Origin of the sequence: Sinobaca qinghaiensis (assembly GCF_003610495.1) — a bacterium.
Classification (GTDB): domain Bacteria; phylum Bacillota; class Bacilli; order Bacillales; family Marinococcaceae; genus Sinobaca; species Sinobaca qinghaiensis.
Map to the genome: position 1 here is coordinate 477951 of NZ_RAPK01000007.1, position 15603 is coordinate 493553.

General features: G+C 44.1%; 15 protein-coding genes. All 15 read right to left on the reverse strand.

What is annotated here, in order from left to right; all coding sequences use genetic code 11:
• Nucleotides 1-35: 35 nt before the first annotated feature.
• The 15 genes from ATL39_RS06520 to ATL39_RS06590 all read right to left on the reverse strand — a co-directional run bounded on the left by ATL39_RS06520 (nucleotide 36) and on the right by ATL39_RS06590 (nucleotide 15583).
• On the reverse strand, nucleotides 36-881 hold the full coding sequence (locus tag ATL39_RS06520) for a YitT family protein (protein WP_120192481.1): 846 nt from the start codon (nucleotides 879-881) through the stop codon (nucleotides 36-38).
• 25 nt (nucleotides 882-906) lie between these two features.
• On the reverse strand, nucleotides 907-1662 hold the full coding sequence (locus ATL39_RS06525; RefSeq protein ID WP_120192482.1) for a serine aminopeptidase domain-containing protein: 756 nt from the start codon (nucleotides 1660-1662) through the stop codon (nucleotides 907-909).
• Between the two features lie 142 nt (nucleotides 1663-1804).
• Entirely contained in the window at nucleotides 1805-2149 is a 345-nt protein-coding gene (locus ATL39_RS06530) for a hypothetical protein (protein ID WP_147419338.1), read from the reverse strand.
• A 55-nt stretch (nucleotides 2150-2204) separates the two neighbouring features.
• Nucleotides 2205-2576, reverse strand: coding sequence for a rhodanese-like domain-containing protein (locus tag ATL39_RS06535; RefSeq protein ID WP_120192484.1), 372 nt, complete (start codon nucleotides 2574-2576; stop codon nucleotides 2205-2207).
• 18 nt (nucleotides 2577-2594) lie between these two features.
• The gene (locus tag ATL39_RS06540; RefSeq protein WP_120192485.1) at nucleotides 2595-3719 is read right to left on the reverse strand and encodes an AI-2E family transporter; all 1125 of its coding nucleotides are present in this window, start codon (nucleotides 3717-3719) and stop codon (nucleotides 2595-2597) included.
• A 40-nt stretch (nucleotides 3720-3759) separates the two neighbouring features.
• On the reverse strand, nucleotides 3760-4803 hold the full coding sequence (locus ATL39_RS06545) for a LacI family DNA-binding transcriptional regulator (RefSeq protein WP_170146856.1): 1044 nt from the start codon (nucleotides 4801-4803) through the stop codon (nucleotides 3760-3762).
• Between the two features lie 88 nt (nucleotides 4804-4891).
• Nucleotides 4892-5782 (reverse strand): fumarylacetoacetate hydrolase family protein, encoded by an 891-nt coding sequence (locus ATL39_RS06550; RefSeq protein ID WP_120192487.1) that lies wholly within the window; start codon nucleotides 5780-5782, stop codon nucleotides 4892-4894.
• Entirely contained in the window at nucleotides 5779-6390 is a 612-nt protein-coding gene (locus tag ATL39_RS06555) for an NAD(P)H-dependent oxidoreductase (RefSeq protein WP_170146857.1), read from the reverse strand. The genes ATL39_RS06550 and ATL39_RS06555 overlap by 4 nt, the downstream gene beginning before the upstream one ends.
• Before the next feature lie 15 nt (nucleotides 6391-6405).
• A complete protein-coding gene (locus ATL39_RS06560) occupies nucleotides 6406-7461 on the reverse strand; it encodes an EAL domain-containing protein (protein ID WP_120192489.1) in 1056 nt (351 codons plus the stop codon).
• A 99-nt stretch (nucleotides 7462-7560) separates the two neighbouring features.
• A complete protein-coding gene (meaB, locus tag ATL39_RS06565) occupies nucleotides 7561-8583 on the reverse strand; it encodes a methylmalonyl Co-A mutase-associated GTPase MeaB (RefSeq protein WP_120192490.1) in 1023 nt (340 codons plus the stop codon).
• A 13-nt stretch (nucleotides 8584-8596) separates the two neighbouring features.
• Nucleotides 8597-10747 (reverse strand): methylmalonyl-CoA mutase, encoded by a 2151-nt coding sequence (scpA, locus tag ATL39_RS06570; RefSeq protein ID WP_120192491.1) that lies wholly within the window; start codon nucleotides 10745-10747, stop codon nucleotides 8597-8599.
• The gene (locus ATL39_RS06575) at nucleotides 10737-12779 is read right to left on the reverse strand and encodes a methylmalonyl-CoA mutase family protein (protein ID WP_120192492.1); all 2043 of its coding nucleotides are present in this window, start codon (nucleotides 12777-12779) and stop codon (nucleotides 10737-10739) included. The genes scpA and ATL39_RS06575 overlap by 11 nt, the downstream gene beginning before the upstream one ends.
• Before the next feature lie 14 nt (nucleotides 12780-12793).
• Nucleotides 12794-14341, reverse strand: coding sequence for an acyl-CoA carboxylase subunit beta (locus tag ATL39_RS06580; protein WP_120192493.1), 1548 nt, complete (start codon nucleotides 14339-14341; stop codon nucleotides 12794-12796).
• Between the two features lie 80 nt (nucleotides 14342-14421).
• Entirely contained in the window at nucleotides 14422-14940 is a 519-nt protein-coding gene (gene accB, locus ATL39_RS06585) for an acetyl-CoA carboxylase biotin carboxyl carrier protein (protein ID WP_120192494.1), read from the reverse strand.
• 13 nt (nucleotides 14941-14953) lie between these two features.
• Nucleotides 14954-15583, reverse strand: a complete 630-nt coding sequence (locus ATL39_RS06590) for a TetR/AcrR family transcriptional regulator (RefSeq protein WP_120192495.1) — start codon at nucleotides 15581-15583, stop codon at nucleotides 14954-14956.
• Between the last annotated feature and the right edge of the window lie 20 nt (nucleotides 15584-15603).

Below are 15603 nucleotides of genomic sequence, written 5' to 3' on the forward strand. Positions count from 1 at the left end.
AAAATCGACTGGATTTCATACAAACAGAACGGAGTTTATTTGTCTTTCCGGAATATGCCATAAATACCGGCTGTGTTTACGATATTCGTAAAGGCCTGTTCATCTACATCTTGAATAACCTGCTGCAGAGCATACAGTTCATAGCGGGTGATAACAATCATAAGCACTTCTTTCTCACTTGCATCAAACCCACCCTTGGCAGGCAGCCTCGTAATACCTCTCGTGATATTCTGGTGAATGGCATCACGCAGCAGGTCCGGCTTTTTCGTAACAATAAACGCTGTCAGCTTTACGTGACGGGTGTGTATAGCATCAATAACTCTTGATCCTACGTATAATGTAACAAGCGTATAAAGAGCACTTTCCCAGTTAAACAGCAGTCCGGCTGCAATAACAATAACGCCGTTAAGCATAAAGAAGTATGTGCCTACGGGACGGTCACTCGACTGGGCCAGAACAAGCGCTACAATATCAAGTCCTCCGGCAGAAGCTCCCCATTTTAGGGCAATCGCTGCTCCAATAGCTGTAATAACGCCGCCAAATACCCCGTTTAATAAAATATCGGAAGATAACTCCGTGATCGGAATAATTTCCAGAAAAAAAGTAGTGAGAGCAACATGAAGGAAGCTGTAGAAGGTAAACAGCTTTCCTACACGGATCCACCCCAAAACTGCGATAGGTATATTTAATATAAATAACAGCATCCCTGTTGATAATGGCAGCAGGGTCGATAATATCTGTGCGATACCGGTAGCACCGCTTGAAAAAACATTCGCCGGAATCAAAAACATGTTCAGTCCGACGGCCATGATCAGCGCCCCAATAATAATGACACCGACCTTTTTTAATTCTTGAGATAACGTTGTATGTGTTGTTATCATAGTATTCCTCCCTTACAGTGGCAGCTTAAATATGTTCAGCTACCCATGAAGTCATCTGCAGCATTCCCAGTCTTGGAACTTTATGTCCGGCTTTGGGATCTAAATGATACTCCATCGGACCGCCTGATTGCTGCTCGAGCGTTTTGTATAAAGAATAGGCGGACTGATAAGGCACCACTTCGTCTTCCTGGCCGTGCCAGAAAAATAAAGGCCGGTCTGCTACAGCTTCCGGCATAGTCGAAAGATCAAAAGGATGGAGTCCCCGTAAAATCTCCTGAGTCTTTTCTTCGGATTCTTCCCATAGGTTGTTGCGTTTAAGGCCATCCAGCTGAGCCTGTGCCAGATTCCCCCAGGCCGGGTCTCCCATCAGGCTGATGCCGCCTTTAATCCAGGGATAGACTTTAAGAGCTCCAAACGTTAAGATCGCCCCCATTGACGTTCCCCCGACAAATAAACGATTATCCAGTATCCAATTTCTATTTTTAATTTCCTCATAAATGGTTTCTGTATCTTTTACAGATTGAACAACTATCTTCCAGAATTTTGACATTTGTTCTTTTTCTGATACGTTCTCAGAGCGTTCACCGTGCAGAACAGCTTCCGGCAGCAGTACGCGTATATTTTTCTCTGCGAGTTGATAGGCAATAGGCAGATTGTGTTCCTTGGCACTGGAAAAACCATGCCAGAAAATAACAACAGGAGCCGGCCGTCCTGCAAGTGACTGTTTATGAATATGTAACATGGGGATCTGGTTAATCGTTTCTTTCTCTATGATGTACATAATAACCGCCTTTTTATTTATATAATCCTATATCATTGTACTTTATCCTTCATGGGATTAAAAGAGAAGGACCTGTCTGAAACGTTCTTTTCCATATAAAACAGCAAAACTGCCCTTTTAAAAGGGCAGTTTTGCTGTCGGTTTATTTGCTGGAATCTTTGTGCGTACTTTTTACAGGCTCTTCGCCGGATTCCTGCGTATTGTTAAAATACTGGACAGAATTGACTGCTCCTTCGGACACCATTTTGTTATCATCAATATCCTGTGGATCAGAATATCCGGTTTTTTCGTTGAGGTACTTATCCTCATCCTGCTTTGTTTTATTTTTCGCTGCAGCCATGCCGCGGTTCACATTATCTCTAACCTGGCTGCGGGCGGATTCACTCTTTAACAGAATAGTTGCTGCAGCGGTAATCCCTGCGATAATTAGAATAAATAAACTTTTTTTACACATCGTATCGTCCTCCTTCATTGTTCTTTGCTTCATTTAAATCCCTTCCCTTATTAAAGAAAGATAAAACGCTTCCTTCTCTGCGTACTTCTTATTTTTGATAAAGGTCCCCAACATTTTCAAGTGGATTTTCCATACCTTTATTTACTTCTTCATCCCACGTAAGCATGCCTCCGGCAAAATTTTTCACCTGGTTGAATCCATTTTCCTTTAAATAGTGAGCCGCATGCTGACTTCTGCTGCCGCTTCGGCAGATTAACACATAAGACTCCTCTTTTTTCATTGATTCGGCCGCTTCCGGAATCTGCTGCATTGGCAGAAGTGGAACACCCGGAATGTGTCCTTCTATATATTCGGAAGGTTCCCTGATATCAATTAGAATTGGGGCAGCCTGACTGTCTTTATATAGTTGTTTCAATTCCTGAACATCTATCTGTTCAATTCCTTCTATCTCTTCTCTCATTTTATCTCCTCCACTTTATTAATTTTTTATCCCCTGCTGCGCTTCGTATTCTTCCATGGAAGCTTTTCGATTACGAAGTTTGATCAGCCTGAACGTATGCGTCACAATTACTTTACCTACTGCATACGCCGGTACAGCAAGAATTAATCCTAACAGGCCGGCAAACTCGCTGGCAACAAGCAGAAGCAGAATAATCGTGACGGGGTGAATATGCAGCCTTTTCCCCATAATCTGCGGGGATATTAAATTGCTTTCAACCATCTGCACAGCAACGGCTACTACTATAACCAGCAGTCCCATTAAAGGATCCTGGAAAAGGCCGACAATAAAGCCTGGAAACGTACCGATCCATGGTCCGACAAATGGAATAACGTTTGTCACCATAGCAATAAGAGCGAGAATCAGCGCATATTCGAGACCGATAATGATGTAGCCAATATAAATTAAAATTCCGACGCAGATACTTACCAACACCTGCCCTACGATGTATGAGCCTAAGGCCCGGTCCATGTCACGCAGAATGCGAAATCCTTCTTCTTCCTGTTTTTTCGGCAGAAGTTTGAGTATCATTGCCGGAGCGCCTTTCCCTTCTTTGAGCATGTAATACAGCACAAATGGAATAACGACAGCAACTACTAAAGCGCCTGCAATGGAAGTGATAATACCAATAATATTTCCGCCTATGCCGCTTATAAAGTCCGTTAGATAAGTCGACAAGTCGGAAAGCAGTCCATCAAGCGAAGAGTAGCCTGCCTGATCAAGGGCACTTTGAAACCACGGCTGCTGCGAGACAGTATTCAGCAGCTGCTGAGCTTCGTCTACAAATGTAGGGATTCCTTCAATCAGGCTTGCAACCTGATTTTGAATGATGGGCCCAACGAAGTACACGAGACCCGTAAGAATGCCTGCAAAAACCAAATACAAAATAAGTATAGACAGACCCCGGGGCAGTTTTTTTGATAATAAATTAACAATAGGACGGAAAATATAAAACAGTACTCCTGCTATTAATATAGGAGCAAATAATGTAGATACTAAAATAACAATAGGTGCGAAGATAAAATCAATCAACGTTCCCAGAAAAATAATTAAAAATGCAAGCAAAATTCCATAACCGATATTAAAATACTTGCCTTTAGGCATTGTACCACCACTATTCTAAGATTTTTATTACTTTATTGTATCATAATCTTTCAGAATTCCGGCCTGCTTCACGAACCGCACAGGATTTTCTTGTAATTATTTTATGGCCTACAATTTTTTGGAAAGAAGGGCCGCTGGTGTTTTCCATTTCAAAACAAATTGCTCTTACTGCCTGTCTTCCTAATTCCGCAATATCAATATCCACAGTTGTTAACGGAGGAGACGCTAAAGAGGCAATAAGTACATTATTAAAACTGATAATAGATATCTGATCCGGTACGTCAACATTCTGCTCCTGAAGGAAATGAATGATTTCCAACGCCATCATGTCGTCCGCTGCTATTACAGCTGTAGGCTGTTCTTTCATATTCAATAAAGACTGGACGGCTGTCCTTCCGCCGTTTTTCCTGCCTGCATTTTTTAATGCAAGCTCCTGATCTACAGGGAGACCGGCTTTATATAGCGCAGCTTTGTATCCTTTTTCATGGTCAGCCGTAACCTCATAATCTTCTCTGCCGCCTATAAACGCGATACGGCGGTGTCCAAGAGAACACAGATAGGATGCAGCTTCATATCCGGCTTTTTCATTATCGTTATTTACAAAAGATGCTTTCGGAAAAGGAGCCGGGCTGCCAACTACCGTGTAGGGAAATTTCACTTTTTCGAGATAGCTGCGCAGCCTGTCTTCTTTCTGCGAATACAAAATAATAACTCCATCCACCATACGGTTTTCCACCATTTTTTTTATTTCCGCCAGCTTTTCTTCTTCAGTCTGGCTGGTTGTTATATAAAGACCCTCTCCTTTTTTTGAAGCATATGTACTTACTGCTTTTAAGATTTCCGGAAAAAACAAATTTTCAAAAGAGGAGCCCGCATCATTAGGCATGACAATTCCAATCGTATTCGTTTTCCTCCCCGCCAGACGTCTCGCGTGGAGGTTGGGTACGTAACCCATTTCTGTCATTGCCCGGCGCACTTTTGCTTTTGTTTTATCACTAATGCTCGGATGACTGGATAGTACTCTTGATACAGTAGAAGGCGCAACGCCTGCTTTTTCCGCTACATCCTTTATCGTAACTCCCATGATGTTCTCCTTTTTTATAAATCTCAACATAAAAAGACAAAGTATGTGCACTTTGTCTTTTGCCTCTATCTATTCTCATACCCCATTATCAGTATATGGTAACTTTATTCGTTAGTTTCCCGAGCTCATCAGCTGATACTGTAATTTCATCCCCGTGTTTTAGAAATCTCGGGGGCTTAAAACCTTTCCCTACGCCCGACGGTGTTCCGGTTGCAATGATGTCTCCCGGATATAACGTCATTCCGGCTGAAAGCGTAGAAATTAAATCTTTAACAGAAAAAATCATTTTATTCATCGAGGATTCCTGACGAAGCCCGCCATTTACGTATGTTCTAAGAGTGGGAGAGAATGTTTCCCAGTCCTTGTTCAGCAGAACAAACGGCCCGAGCGGGCAGAACGTATCCATGCTTTTGCCTAAAAAAAATTGTTTATGCCTGGCCTGAATATCCCTGGCTGTTATGTCATTTAAAAGAGTGAAGCCAAAAACGTGACCCAACGCCTCGTTTTCAGAAATCTTTTTTCCCTTTTTTCCGATAATAACAGCAATTTCTCCTTCATAGTCAAGTTCCTGTGTTATTTCTTCATCTGCTTCTACGGCTTCATTCATCCCAATAATAGAGGTGGGCGGCTTTGTAAAGATAATCGGATACTCTGGAATATCCGCTGAACTTCCCATTTCAACGGCGTGCTCCGCATAATTTTTTCCTACACACATAATATTTCTTTTCGGATAAATAGGCGGAAGGATAGAAGAAAACTTTAAAGGCATCATATCAAGCGCTGCTTTATTAGCGTGTGCCCACTTTTCCAACTCTTCCAGTTCATTCGGGCGGCGTTCATGCCATTCTATAGCTTCTTCCATCGTAAGCGGTCCGGAAAGAGCCGATCGTGATATTATCTCTTCCAGGCCGGCTATATGCTCTTCGATAATGAACCCCAGTGCCGGGGACTCATTTTTTTTATAGGATATCAGTTTCACAAGTTTGCCCTCCTCGTTATATCTTCTGCAAATTGGACAGCGTGGGCAGACGCTGAACTACGTTTCTTTTCTCTATCCTGGTCAGAACAGTCAATTACATTTCCCAGATGAAAAAAAGGAAGACTCTGGAATCCGCAGAAAGAGAGGATATGCTGCTGCCAGTTATCTTCCGTTAGTTTTTTTAAACCGGATTGACGAAACTCTTCTTCAGGTGTGCCGGTCGTATAAATAAAAGTAATCGGCTTTTCATTCATTAACGGGACAGGTTCTTCTCCTTCCAGTTCATATGCAAATTTATAGGACAAAACCCTGTCCAGAAATCCTTTGCCGGCTGCCGGGAAGCTCCCCCACCATAATGGAAACAAGGTAATAATGCCATCAGCTTTTCTTATGTGCTGATGTTCTCTTTGAATATCGATAGAGTATTTCCCCTCGATCGATGCTTTATACTCCTTTTTGGATAGAGAAAAAACGGACAGGTCTTCTTCCGGACGCCGGATTTCTATACTATGACCCGCTTCGATCAGTTCCTTTTTTATTCGGTTTACAAGAGATCCATTAAAACTATCTGTATCCGGATGAAAATACCAGATAAGAATGGAAGCCACATATATCCTTCCTTTCTATTTTCCCGCTGTCGTGAATGATTTACCCATTGGATAATCTGAAGGCCTGCCAATATAATACCCCTGAGCCAGATCAAAACCAAGCTGCTTTACTACTTCAAGTTCTTCTTTTCTTTCTATACCTTCTGCGAGCATTTTTATGTTATGAATTTCCGCTCTTTTCAGCATCTGCTTGAGCTTTTCCTGCTTTTCTTCATCCTGGTCACAGTAAGAAATCAGGCTGCGGTCTACTTTGCCGTAATCGGGCTTTAATTGTTCAAGCATTTCCACCGTAGCAAACCCTGAACCTAAATCGTCGAGTGCTACATTAACTCCATACTGCTGGTATGTTTTGAAAATGTTCTGCAGGTGGGCCACATTATGAATTTTTTCTGTTTCCACTACTTCAAAAACCAGGTCGGACGGATCGACTCCATGTTCCTTTACCACTTTGAATGTTGATTTCAAACAGTGATTAGGATCATAAATAGACGACGGAAGAAAATTAATAAATCGTTTCGTCCCCTGGTCAAGGTGGCGAGCGCTATGTTCAATGGAAGACATTCTTGCCTGACTGTCGAGTACAGACTGAAGGTCTGCTTTTTGGGCATAGTCAAACAACTCTCCAGGGTAGAAAGAGTACGTGCTGCTGTCAGGCCTCATTAGAAATTCCTGGCCCATTACTTCTGAGCTATGTAAATTAATAATCGGCTGCATGTGATGCGTAAACAATCCTTCGTTAATAATCTTCAAATATGAAGGTTTTGATATTCTCACTTTAAGTACAGCGAGATCAAGCATATGCCCAAATACGGAGGCGCTGTTTTTCCAGGTCCCTTTTACGGAAACGCCGCTTTCTTTTAAATCAGCTTCAAGGCCGTCGACCATACGGACCGCTTCTTCCAAGCTGTAAAAAGGAACATGTATTGTTCTTCCTTCCTGCTCAGGCTCTGCGCCTCTATCTTTTAAATGTTTTATAATTAAATCCCTGCCGCCGGCCTCTGCTGCTGTAAATAAAAAAGTGCCGGTTTCTTCCAGAGAAGGAATCATGCCGCATTTTGAACAACTTGTCATATTAGTGCCTCCCAACCGTCTTTTTATTTAAGTAATATTATTTATTATACATCGAAAAAATGAATAAGTGAAACTAAAGAACCAGTTCTTTAGATCTAATTATTTTTCCTTTTTCTGCTGAATCTGCCTATACTCTTCCATCAGCTCTTGAATTGCTTTACGCAGCGGTTTTTCCCCATCCTGTACTAGTTTTTTGTTTTGGGCAAAATGCTCCTGCAGTTGTTCGTTTTGATAAAAAGAAGAAGTTAATTCATCTATCATCAACCGCTCCATCCATTCTGACACCTGTTCCCGGCGACGCTGGTCAAAATGACCGTTCCCTTTCATTGTTTGTTTAAAAGACTGGATAACGTTCCAAATATTGTCCATACCTTCCCCGGTTAAGGCCGAAACGGTATAGGCTTTGGTCTCCCAGCCCGGTGAAGCCGGCTGCAGAAAATGAAGCAGGCGGTTATATTCAGCTTTAGCCAGTTCAGCCGGCTGCTTATTGCTTCCGTCCGCTTTATTAATAAAAACGGCATCCGCTATTTCCATTAAGCCCTTTTTGATGCCCTGCAGCTCATCTCCGCCTCCTGTGAGCATTAACACCATAAAGAAATCCACGAGGGAGCGTACTGTTAATTCACTTTGACCTACGCCGACGGTTTCGATAATAATCACATCATACCCGGCAGCCTCACATACGAGCATCGTTTCGCGTGTTTTTTTAGCCACCCCGCCTAGATTTCCTCCTGTAGGAGAAGGTCGCACGTAGGCATCGGGATGCTTAGAAAGCCTGCCCATTCTTGTTTTATCTCCAAGAATGCTGCCCCTGTTCACACTTGATGATGGATCCACAGCCAGAACGGCTACCTTAAACCCGCTTTCGCACAGCTGCATTCCCAGCTCTTCAATCAGCGTGCTTTTTCCGGCTCCGGGTACTCCGGTAATACCGATACGAACCGACTTTCCAGTATAGGGCATCAGCTGTTCAAGTACACTCTGGGCATCTTCAAAATGCTTCGCTGCGCTGCTTTCAATAAGCGTAATAGTTTGTGCTATCGAAGCCCTGTGCCCCTTCCTGACTCCTTCAACATGCTGGAAGGGAGTTAATTTCTTCTTTTGTGTACTGCCCATCCTCATCCTTCCTTTCGGACTATGCTTCCCTAAGCCTGGACTGCACTTCCTCTACCACCTGCTTTGCCGCTGCCGGAATAACGGTTCCCGGACCAAATACAGCGGCTGCTCCTGCTTCCTTCAGGCCTTTATAATCCTGGGAGGGAATAACGCCTCCTACAATTACCACAATATCTTCTCTTCCCTCTTTTTTTAATTCCTTCATTACTTTAGGAAGAATTGTTTTATGACCGCCGGCTAATGAACTCATACCAAGAACATGCACATCATTTTCAATGGCCTGCCGCACCGCTTCTTCCGGGGTTTGAAATAATGGACCGATATCTACATCAAAACCCAGATCTGCAAAAGCTGTTGAAATAACTTTAGCTCCTCTGTCATGTCCATCCTGTCCCATTTTAGCAATCATAATCCTCGGCCTGCGCCCTTCTTCTTCTGCAAATGAGTCGGTTAGTTTCCTGACCTCATCCACTATTTCCCCCTCCCCGAATTCGGCACTGTACACGCCGCTGATGGAACGGATCACCGCCTGGTGCCGGCCGGCCACTTTCTCCAGCGCTGAGGATATTTCACCAAGGCTTGCACGGGCCCGAGCTGCATCCACCGCCTTTTCAAGCAGATTACCTTCACCGGAACGCGCCGCTTCAGTCAGCGCATGTAATGCAGCTTCTACTGCAGCACTGTCTCTATCAGCTTTGAGTTTATCCAACCGCTGCAGCTGGGACTGCCGTACCGTTGTATTATCAATATCCCTGATTTCAAGCGGCTCTTCCTCATCCGGTTTATATTTATTGATCCCTACGATCGTTTCACGTCCGGAATCAATATGGGCCTGTCTTTTTGCGGCGGCTTCTTCAATTCTCATTTTAGGAAGCCCCGCTTCAATAGCCTTGGTCATACCGCCTGCCTCTTCTACTTCCTGAATATGCGCCCAGGCTTTACTGATCAGCTCTGCTGTTAGTGTTTCTACGTAATAGGAGCCTCCCCACGGATCGACCACGTCTGTAATTTCTGTCTCTTCCTGCAGATAAAGCTGGGTATTCCTCGCAATTCTTGCCGAAAAATCGGTAGGCAGGGCAATAGCTTCATCCAGCGCATTCGTATGAAGGGACTGGGTGCCTCCCATGGCTGCCGCCAGTGCTTCGATACTTGTTCTGGCTGCGTTATTATACGGATCCTGCTCTGTCAGGCTCCATCCCGATGTCTGCGAGTGTGTGCGCAGCGCTGATGACTTTTCATTCTGCGGCGCAAATGGCTTTAGAATTCTCGCCCAAAGCACCCGGGCTGCTCTCATTTTTGCTATTTCCATATAATGATTCATGCCTACTGCCCAGAAAAATGACAAACGCGGAGCAAATTCATCAATACTCATTCCAGCTCCAAGGCCCGTGCGCAGATATTCCAGGCCGTCAGCCAGCGTATATCCAAGCTCCAGATCGGCGGTCGCCCCGGCTTCCTGCATATGGTAGCCGGAAATGGATATGCTGTTGAATTTAGGCATATGCTCTGATGTATAAGCAAAAATATCCGCTATGATCTTCATAGACATTTCAGGAGGGTAAATATACGTGTTCCGTACCATGTATTCCTTTAAAATATCGTTTTGAATCGTTCCCGTTAACTGTTCTCTGTCCACTCCCTGTTCTTCTGCCGCCACAATATAAAACGCAAGCGTTGGAAGAACGGCCCCGTTCATCGTCATGGAAACTGACATTTTATCAAGGGGGATGCCATCAAAAAGTATTTTCATATCCAGAATAGAATCAATTGCCACTCCCGCTTTTCCAACGTCTTCTTCCACACGGGGATGGTCTGAGTCATAGCCGCGGTGCGTAGCCAGATCAAAAGCGACTGAAAGACCTTTTTGACCTGCTTCTAAATTTTTCCGGTAAAAAGCATTGGACTCCTCTGCCGTGGAGTATCCGGCATACTGCCTGATTGTCCAGGGCCTGGTAATATACATTGCAGGATAGGGACCTCGTAAAAACGGAGCAATACCGGATAAATAATCAATATGAGGCAGTCCCTGGATATCTTCTTTTGAATAGGATGGCTGCACATCAATGCCTTCTACCGTAGAAAAACTGCCGGCGTCCTGTTTCTTATTTCCCTTTACTGCTGAAGACGAAGTGGTCAACTTTATTTTTGAAAAATCCGGTTTAGTCGGCATACGCTTTACCTCCCATTTTTTCACGGAGCCACGCCAGGCTTTGGTACACATTTTTCTTTTTGTTCAGGCAGAGATCTATAATGTCCCGGCTGTCTTCCCCGGCGAGCATAAGTGTACCCGCATTCTTTTTTATTGCCTGCAGGTTTTCTTCTTTAAGCAGCTTATACTGCTCATCCGACCCGCACAAAACGACAGGAATGTTATGCTCCTCTGCCGATTTTTCCGCCTCTTGTATCGTATCTGCCTGAATAGTAATGATCGAATAGCCACCCGTTTTTAGAAAACCCGCCGCAAAATCCATGCGCGGTTTGCAGGAGGCAAGCGGGCCGATTCCGAGTACAAGAAGAGAAAGACTCTCTTTTTCCGCGCTGTATGCTTCTATTTCCGTGCGCAGGTTTTCGAACCGCTCTGCATCACGAACCAACGGCATTGCTGTAACCTGCAGGCCTTCATTTTCAGAAAGATCGCTGCCGGCTATTTCCCATAATGAAAATCCTTGTTCTGCCAGCTGGACGGCTTCCTTAAACGAAACGGCTTCTTTTCGCCTTTTTGAACTATTGTGCATTTGATCGTTATATTTGTTTATTTCCTTTTCGTCATCGTATCCGGCCGATATGGTTTTCTCTTTATCATTTGGATACATATTTACGCCGATAATTCCTTTTTTCCGCTCTTCAATTTGCTTTAAACGTACTTCGCGGCTGGCTTCGGTCTGCTTCTGGATAAATCCGGATGCGAGAGCCGAAGCGATTCCGCCTTCTTTTTCAATCTCCTGAAAGAGAGTCCACGCTTTTTCTGCCAATTCTTCCGTTAACGTCTCTACATAGAAGGAGCCTCCAGGAGCATCCATTGTTTTTCCGATATGTGCTTCTTCCTGTAAAATAATCTGAGTGTTTCTTGCAATACGTGAAGCAAAGGAGGAGGGTTTTTGAATAACTTCATCAAAAGGGGCAATATGAAGAACATCCACTCCCCCCGCCGCTGCGGCAAATCCTTCAATCGATCCCCTCAGCATATTATTAAACGGATCATACACCGTTTTTGTGCGCTTTGACGTAGAGCCTCTAAGCTCTATCCGGCACTCTTCATTTGCTGCACCGAATGCTTTAGCTGCGTTGGCCCACAATAACCTGGCCGCGCGAAGCTTTGCCATTTCCGGAAAGTATCTTCCTCCTGCCGGCATATGAAATACAAGAGACCGCAGTACCTTCTGCAGACTTACGCCCCGGTCAAGCAGTTCATTTACATAATAAACACCTGAGGCTGTTAGAGCGGCCAGCTCCTGTGCCATGTCCGCTCCGTTATTATGCCATGTTTCACTGGAGACACGGATCACAGGAAAATCCATCTCCTCTTGGTCCTGCCATTTGAGTATTTCCACTGTCTGATCCATAGCAGTATCCAGGGAAGTTGCAAGGCTGCCGGTTTCAGCCAGCTCACTCAGGGGATCGACCGTAATGCTTCCTTTAAACTGCTTCCAGCCTTCGTTTTGTCGTAATGCACTGATCCAAATTGAAAAAAACGGCAGAACAGGTCCTTCCGCATGGAGTGCAATAGTATACTTACCCACATCTATTCCTTCCAGCACCGCTGAGGCTTCTTGTGTAGAAGATACGCATACCCCGGTGGCTGATACCGCTTTTTCCTGTCTTTGAAAACCTCTATTTATACCAATGTCAGAACCGTCCTGTCCCTTTTTCATGCCTTCTTTCATTTCTTCATTTACTTTCTCCGGCAGTCTTTCAAATGTCCGCTGTACAATTTCCCAGGGTTTCTTCTGGTTCTGAAACGCCCGGCTGCCTCTTGTATAAGGAAAGTCGCCCGAAAGCATAGTGTTCAGTCCGGCCGGCCGGTCTTTATTCGTGTACAGCGGCTTTATGTCCAGACCTTCTTCCGATACGTGATGCAGTTCTGCCGCTGTTTTTCCTTTGAGTGTCTTTTTTACTGCCTCTTCCCACTCCTCCAGCGATGGCGCAGGAAAAACGCAGATATCGCTGAGTGCCTGCCGGTGGTTTTCGTTATCGGCCATCATGCCGTCCTCCTTTTTTATAGGGGAATATTGCCGTGCTTTTTAGCAGGCTTCTGCTGCTTTTTTTTGCGAAGCATTTCAAGGGAGCCCGCTATAACCGTTCTTGTATCTCTGGGATCTATTACATCATCAATCATCCCGTTCCCTGCTGCAATATAGGGATTTGCAAAACGGCTGCGGTATTCTTCGATCTTTTGTTTTCTCGTTTCATCCGGATTGCTGCTTTCTTTAATCTCTTTTGAAAAAATTATGTTGGCTGCGCCTCCCGGTCCCATGACCGCTATTTCTGCATTGGGCCAGGAAAAAACCAGATCAGCGCCGATAGCTTTACTGTTTAGCGCCACATAGGCGCCTCCAAATGCTTTTCTTAAAATGACGGTAATCTTAGGTACAGTAGCTTCCGAATAGGCGTAGAGTATTTTTGCCCCATGTCGTATAATACCTCCATGCTCCTGCTGAATACCGGGAATAAAGCCGCTTACGTCTTCGAGCGTGATAATAGGTATATTGAAGCAATCACAGAAGCGGATAAAGCGTGAACATTTATCGGAAGAGTCAATATCCAGCCCGCCTGCCATCATTTTGGGGTTATTAGCTACAATTCCTATGCTTTCTCCTTTAATTCTTCCAAAGCCGATAACAATATTTTTAGCAAAGTCTTCCTGCACTTCTAGAAACTCACCGTTATCCAATATACTCTTAACAACGTTTCGCACGTCGTATACTTTAGTCGTTTCCACCGGAACAATATCCAGCATTTCATCAATGCGGTCGTTCTGCTTTTCTGCTGATTTTAAAATAGGAGCTTTTTCCTGAAAGCTTGAAGGCAGATAGCTTACCAGCTGTCTGACCTGATGAAGTACTTCTTCTTCCGTTGGAGCAGTAAAATGGGCATTCCCGCTTTTTTTGGCGTGAACTTTTGCCCCGCCGAGTTCTTCAGAATTAATGGTTGCTCCGGTTACACTTTCAATTACTTTAGGACCGGTAATAAACATCTGGCTCGTTTTTTCCACCATGAAAACAAAATCTGTAATGGCCGGGGAATAAACTGCCCCGCCCGCACAGGGACCGAGGATCACAGAAATCTGCGGAATCACGCCGGAATAAATGGAATTGCGGTAAAAAACGTGGCCATAGCCGTCCAGAGACAATACCCCTTCCTGGATACGCGCCCCCCCGGAATCATTTAATCCAATAATAGGAGAACCATTTTCTGCTGCGAGATCCATCACTTTGGCAATTTTCAGCGCATGCATTTCTCCAAGAGCTCCCCCGTACACGGTGAAATCCTGGGAGAAAAGAAAAATCTGCCTGCCATCGATTTTTGCGTATCCCGTGACGACACCCTCTCCAGGGGCTTCCAGGTCACCTTCCCCTGTCCTTCCTTCGATAAATGGGTTCAGCTCTACAAAGCTGCCTTCATCTACAAGCAGATCTATTCTTTCTCTTGCCGTTCCTTTTCCCCGGTCGTGCTGGGCTTCCATGCGGATCTCTCCACCACCCATTTTGACTTTCTCGCGCCTTTTTTCCATTTCATCGATATAATCAATCATGTCCCGGCTCATATACCCATCTCCTTATAAAACGCTTACATTTATTTTAAAAAAGAAATCTCCCGCTATTCGAGAGACTCTTTTTTATTATCTTATGATTCTTTAACAAGGAAAAGCGGCTGTCCATACTCAACCAATTCTCCATTTTCTACGAGAATTTCAACAATCTCGCCGTCGATTTCCGCTTCGAGTTCGTTCATCAGCTTCATTGCCTCTACAATACAGACAATAGAATCTTTTTTCACATTGTCTCCTGTTTTAACATAGGGACCTTCCTCTGGAGAAGGAGCACTGTAGAACGTTCCTACCATTGGAGACGTAATTTCGCCTAAATGGCTTGTATCTGCTTTACTTTTCGTTTCCGTTTCTTTTTCTGCGGATGCAGGGTCTTTTGCCTGCTCCTGCTGCTGTTCGAAAACTGGTGCCGGCGCCTGTTCTTCTCTGTTTTCTGCCTGAGCTGTGTCCTGCTTCTGACTGACAGGCGCGGACGCTGAAGAAGCGGTCTTTTTTAATAGCAGTTTTGTTTTATTTTCTCCTCTTATTTCAAGCTCTTCCAGAGAAGAATTGTCCAATGCTCTAATAAGTTCCTTGATTTCATTTACTTTATACATTCTGCTCACTCCTTTAGTTAGATGAACGATAAAAAAAACACTGATAATCCGGATTTTTTCTGGCTTCTTCCGTCAGGACGGAGTGCATAATTAAATCTGCATAGATATCCGCAATTTCCTGTATGGAATATTCCCCCTCTGCTTTATACCATTTATACGTCCAGTTAATCATTCCAAAAATAGCCATAGACGTAATGGGGATCGGCAGTTCTTCACGGAATTCACCTGCTTCTTTACCTTCCTGCACAACTTTAAACATAAGATCTTTGTACTTTTTACGCTTCTTTTTGATGTTCTCATAAAACTCCGGGGATAAATATACGCTCTCCTGATAAAAAACAGTAACATGGGGGCGGTAGACTTCAAACATTTTTACAAATGAACGAACCGTCTCGTATAATTTTTCAGCAGGGGTTTCGTTAACATCATGGGCTTCTACGGCTTTATCTATAACGTAGGTTATAAACGAATCATGAATAGTGTAGAGAAGTTCATCTTTGGAACGAAAGTTATGGTAAAAGCCTCCCTTGGAGGTACTGCTGTCTTTAACTATCGTATCTACGGTAACCGCATGAAAGCCAAATTCTTCAAACAGCTTTAATGCTGAGTCTGTTATTCGCTGTTTCGTTGATCTTGAAGGCAAGTTAACCCACCTGCTCTTTC

Coding starts and splice junctions, on each gene's coding strand:
- ATL39_RS06520 (WP_120192481.1), bottom strand. CDS start 881: ATGATAACAACACATACAACGTTATCTCAAGAATTAAAAAAGGTCGGT.
- ATL39_RS06525 (WP_120192482.1), bottom strand. CDS start 1,662: ATGTACATCATAGAGAAAGAAACGATTAACCAGATCCCCATGTTACAT.
- ATL39_RS06530 (WP_147419338.1), bottom strand. CDS start 2,149: ATGAAGCAAAGAACAATGAAGGAGGACGATACGATGTGTAAAAAAAGT.
- ATL39_RS06535 (WP_120192484.1), bottom strand. CDS start 2,576: ATGAGAGAAGAGATAGAAGGAATTGAACAGATAGATGTTCAGGAATTG.
- ATL39_RS06540 (WP_120192485.1), bottom strand. CDS start 3,719: ATGCCTAAAGGCAAGTATTTTAATATCGGTTATGGAATTTTGCTTGCA.
- ATL39_RS06545 (WP_170146856.1), bottom strand. CDS start 4,803: ATGGGAGTTACGATAAAGGATGTAGCGGAAAAAGCAGGCGTTGCGCCT.
- ATL39_RS06560 (WP_120192489.1), bottom strand. CDS start 7,461: ATGACAAGTTGTTCAAAATGCGGCATGATTCCTTCTCTGGAAGAAACC.
- meaB (WP_120192490.1), bottom strand. CDS start 8,583: ATGAGGATGGGCAGTACACAAAAGAAGAAATTAACTCCCTTCCAGCAT.
- scpA (WP_120192491.1), bottom strand. CDS start 10,747: ATGCCGACTAAACCGGATTTTTCAAAAATAAAGTTGACCACTTCGTCT.
- ATL39_RS06575 (WP_120192492.1), bottom strand. CDS start 12,779: ATGATGGCCGATAACGAAAACCACCGGCAGGCACTCAGCGATATCTGC.
- ATL39_RS06580 (WP_120192493.1), bottom strand. CDS start 14,341: ATGAGCCGGGACATGATTGATTATATCGATGAAATGGAAAAAAGGCGC.
- accB (WP_120192494.1), bottom strand. CDS start 14,940: ATGTATAAAGTAAATGAAATCAAGGAACTTATTAGAGCATTGGACAAT.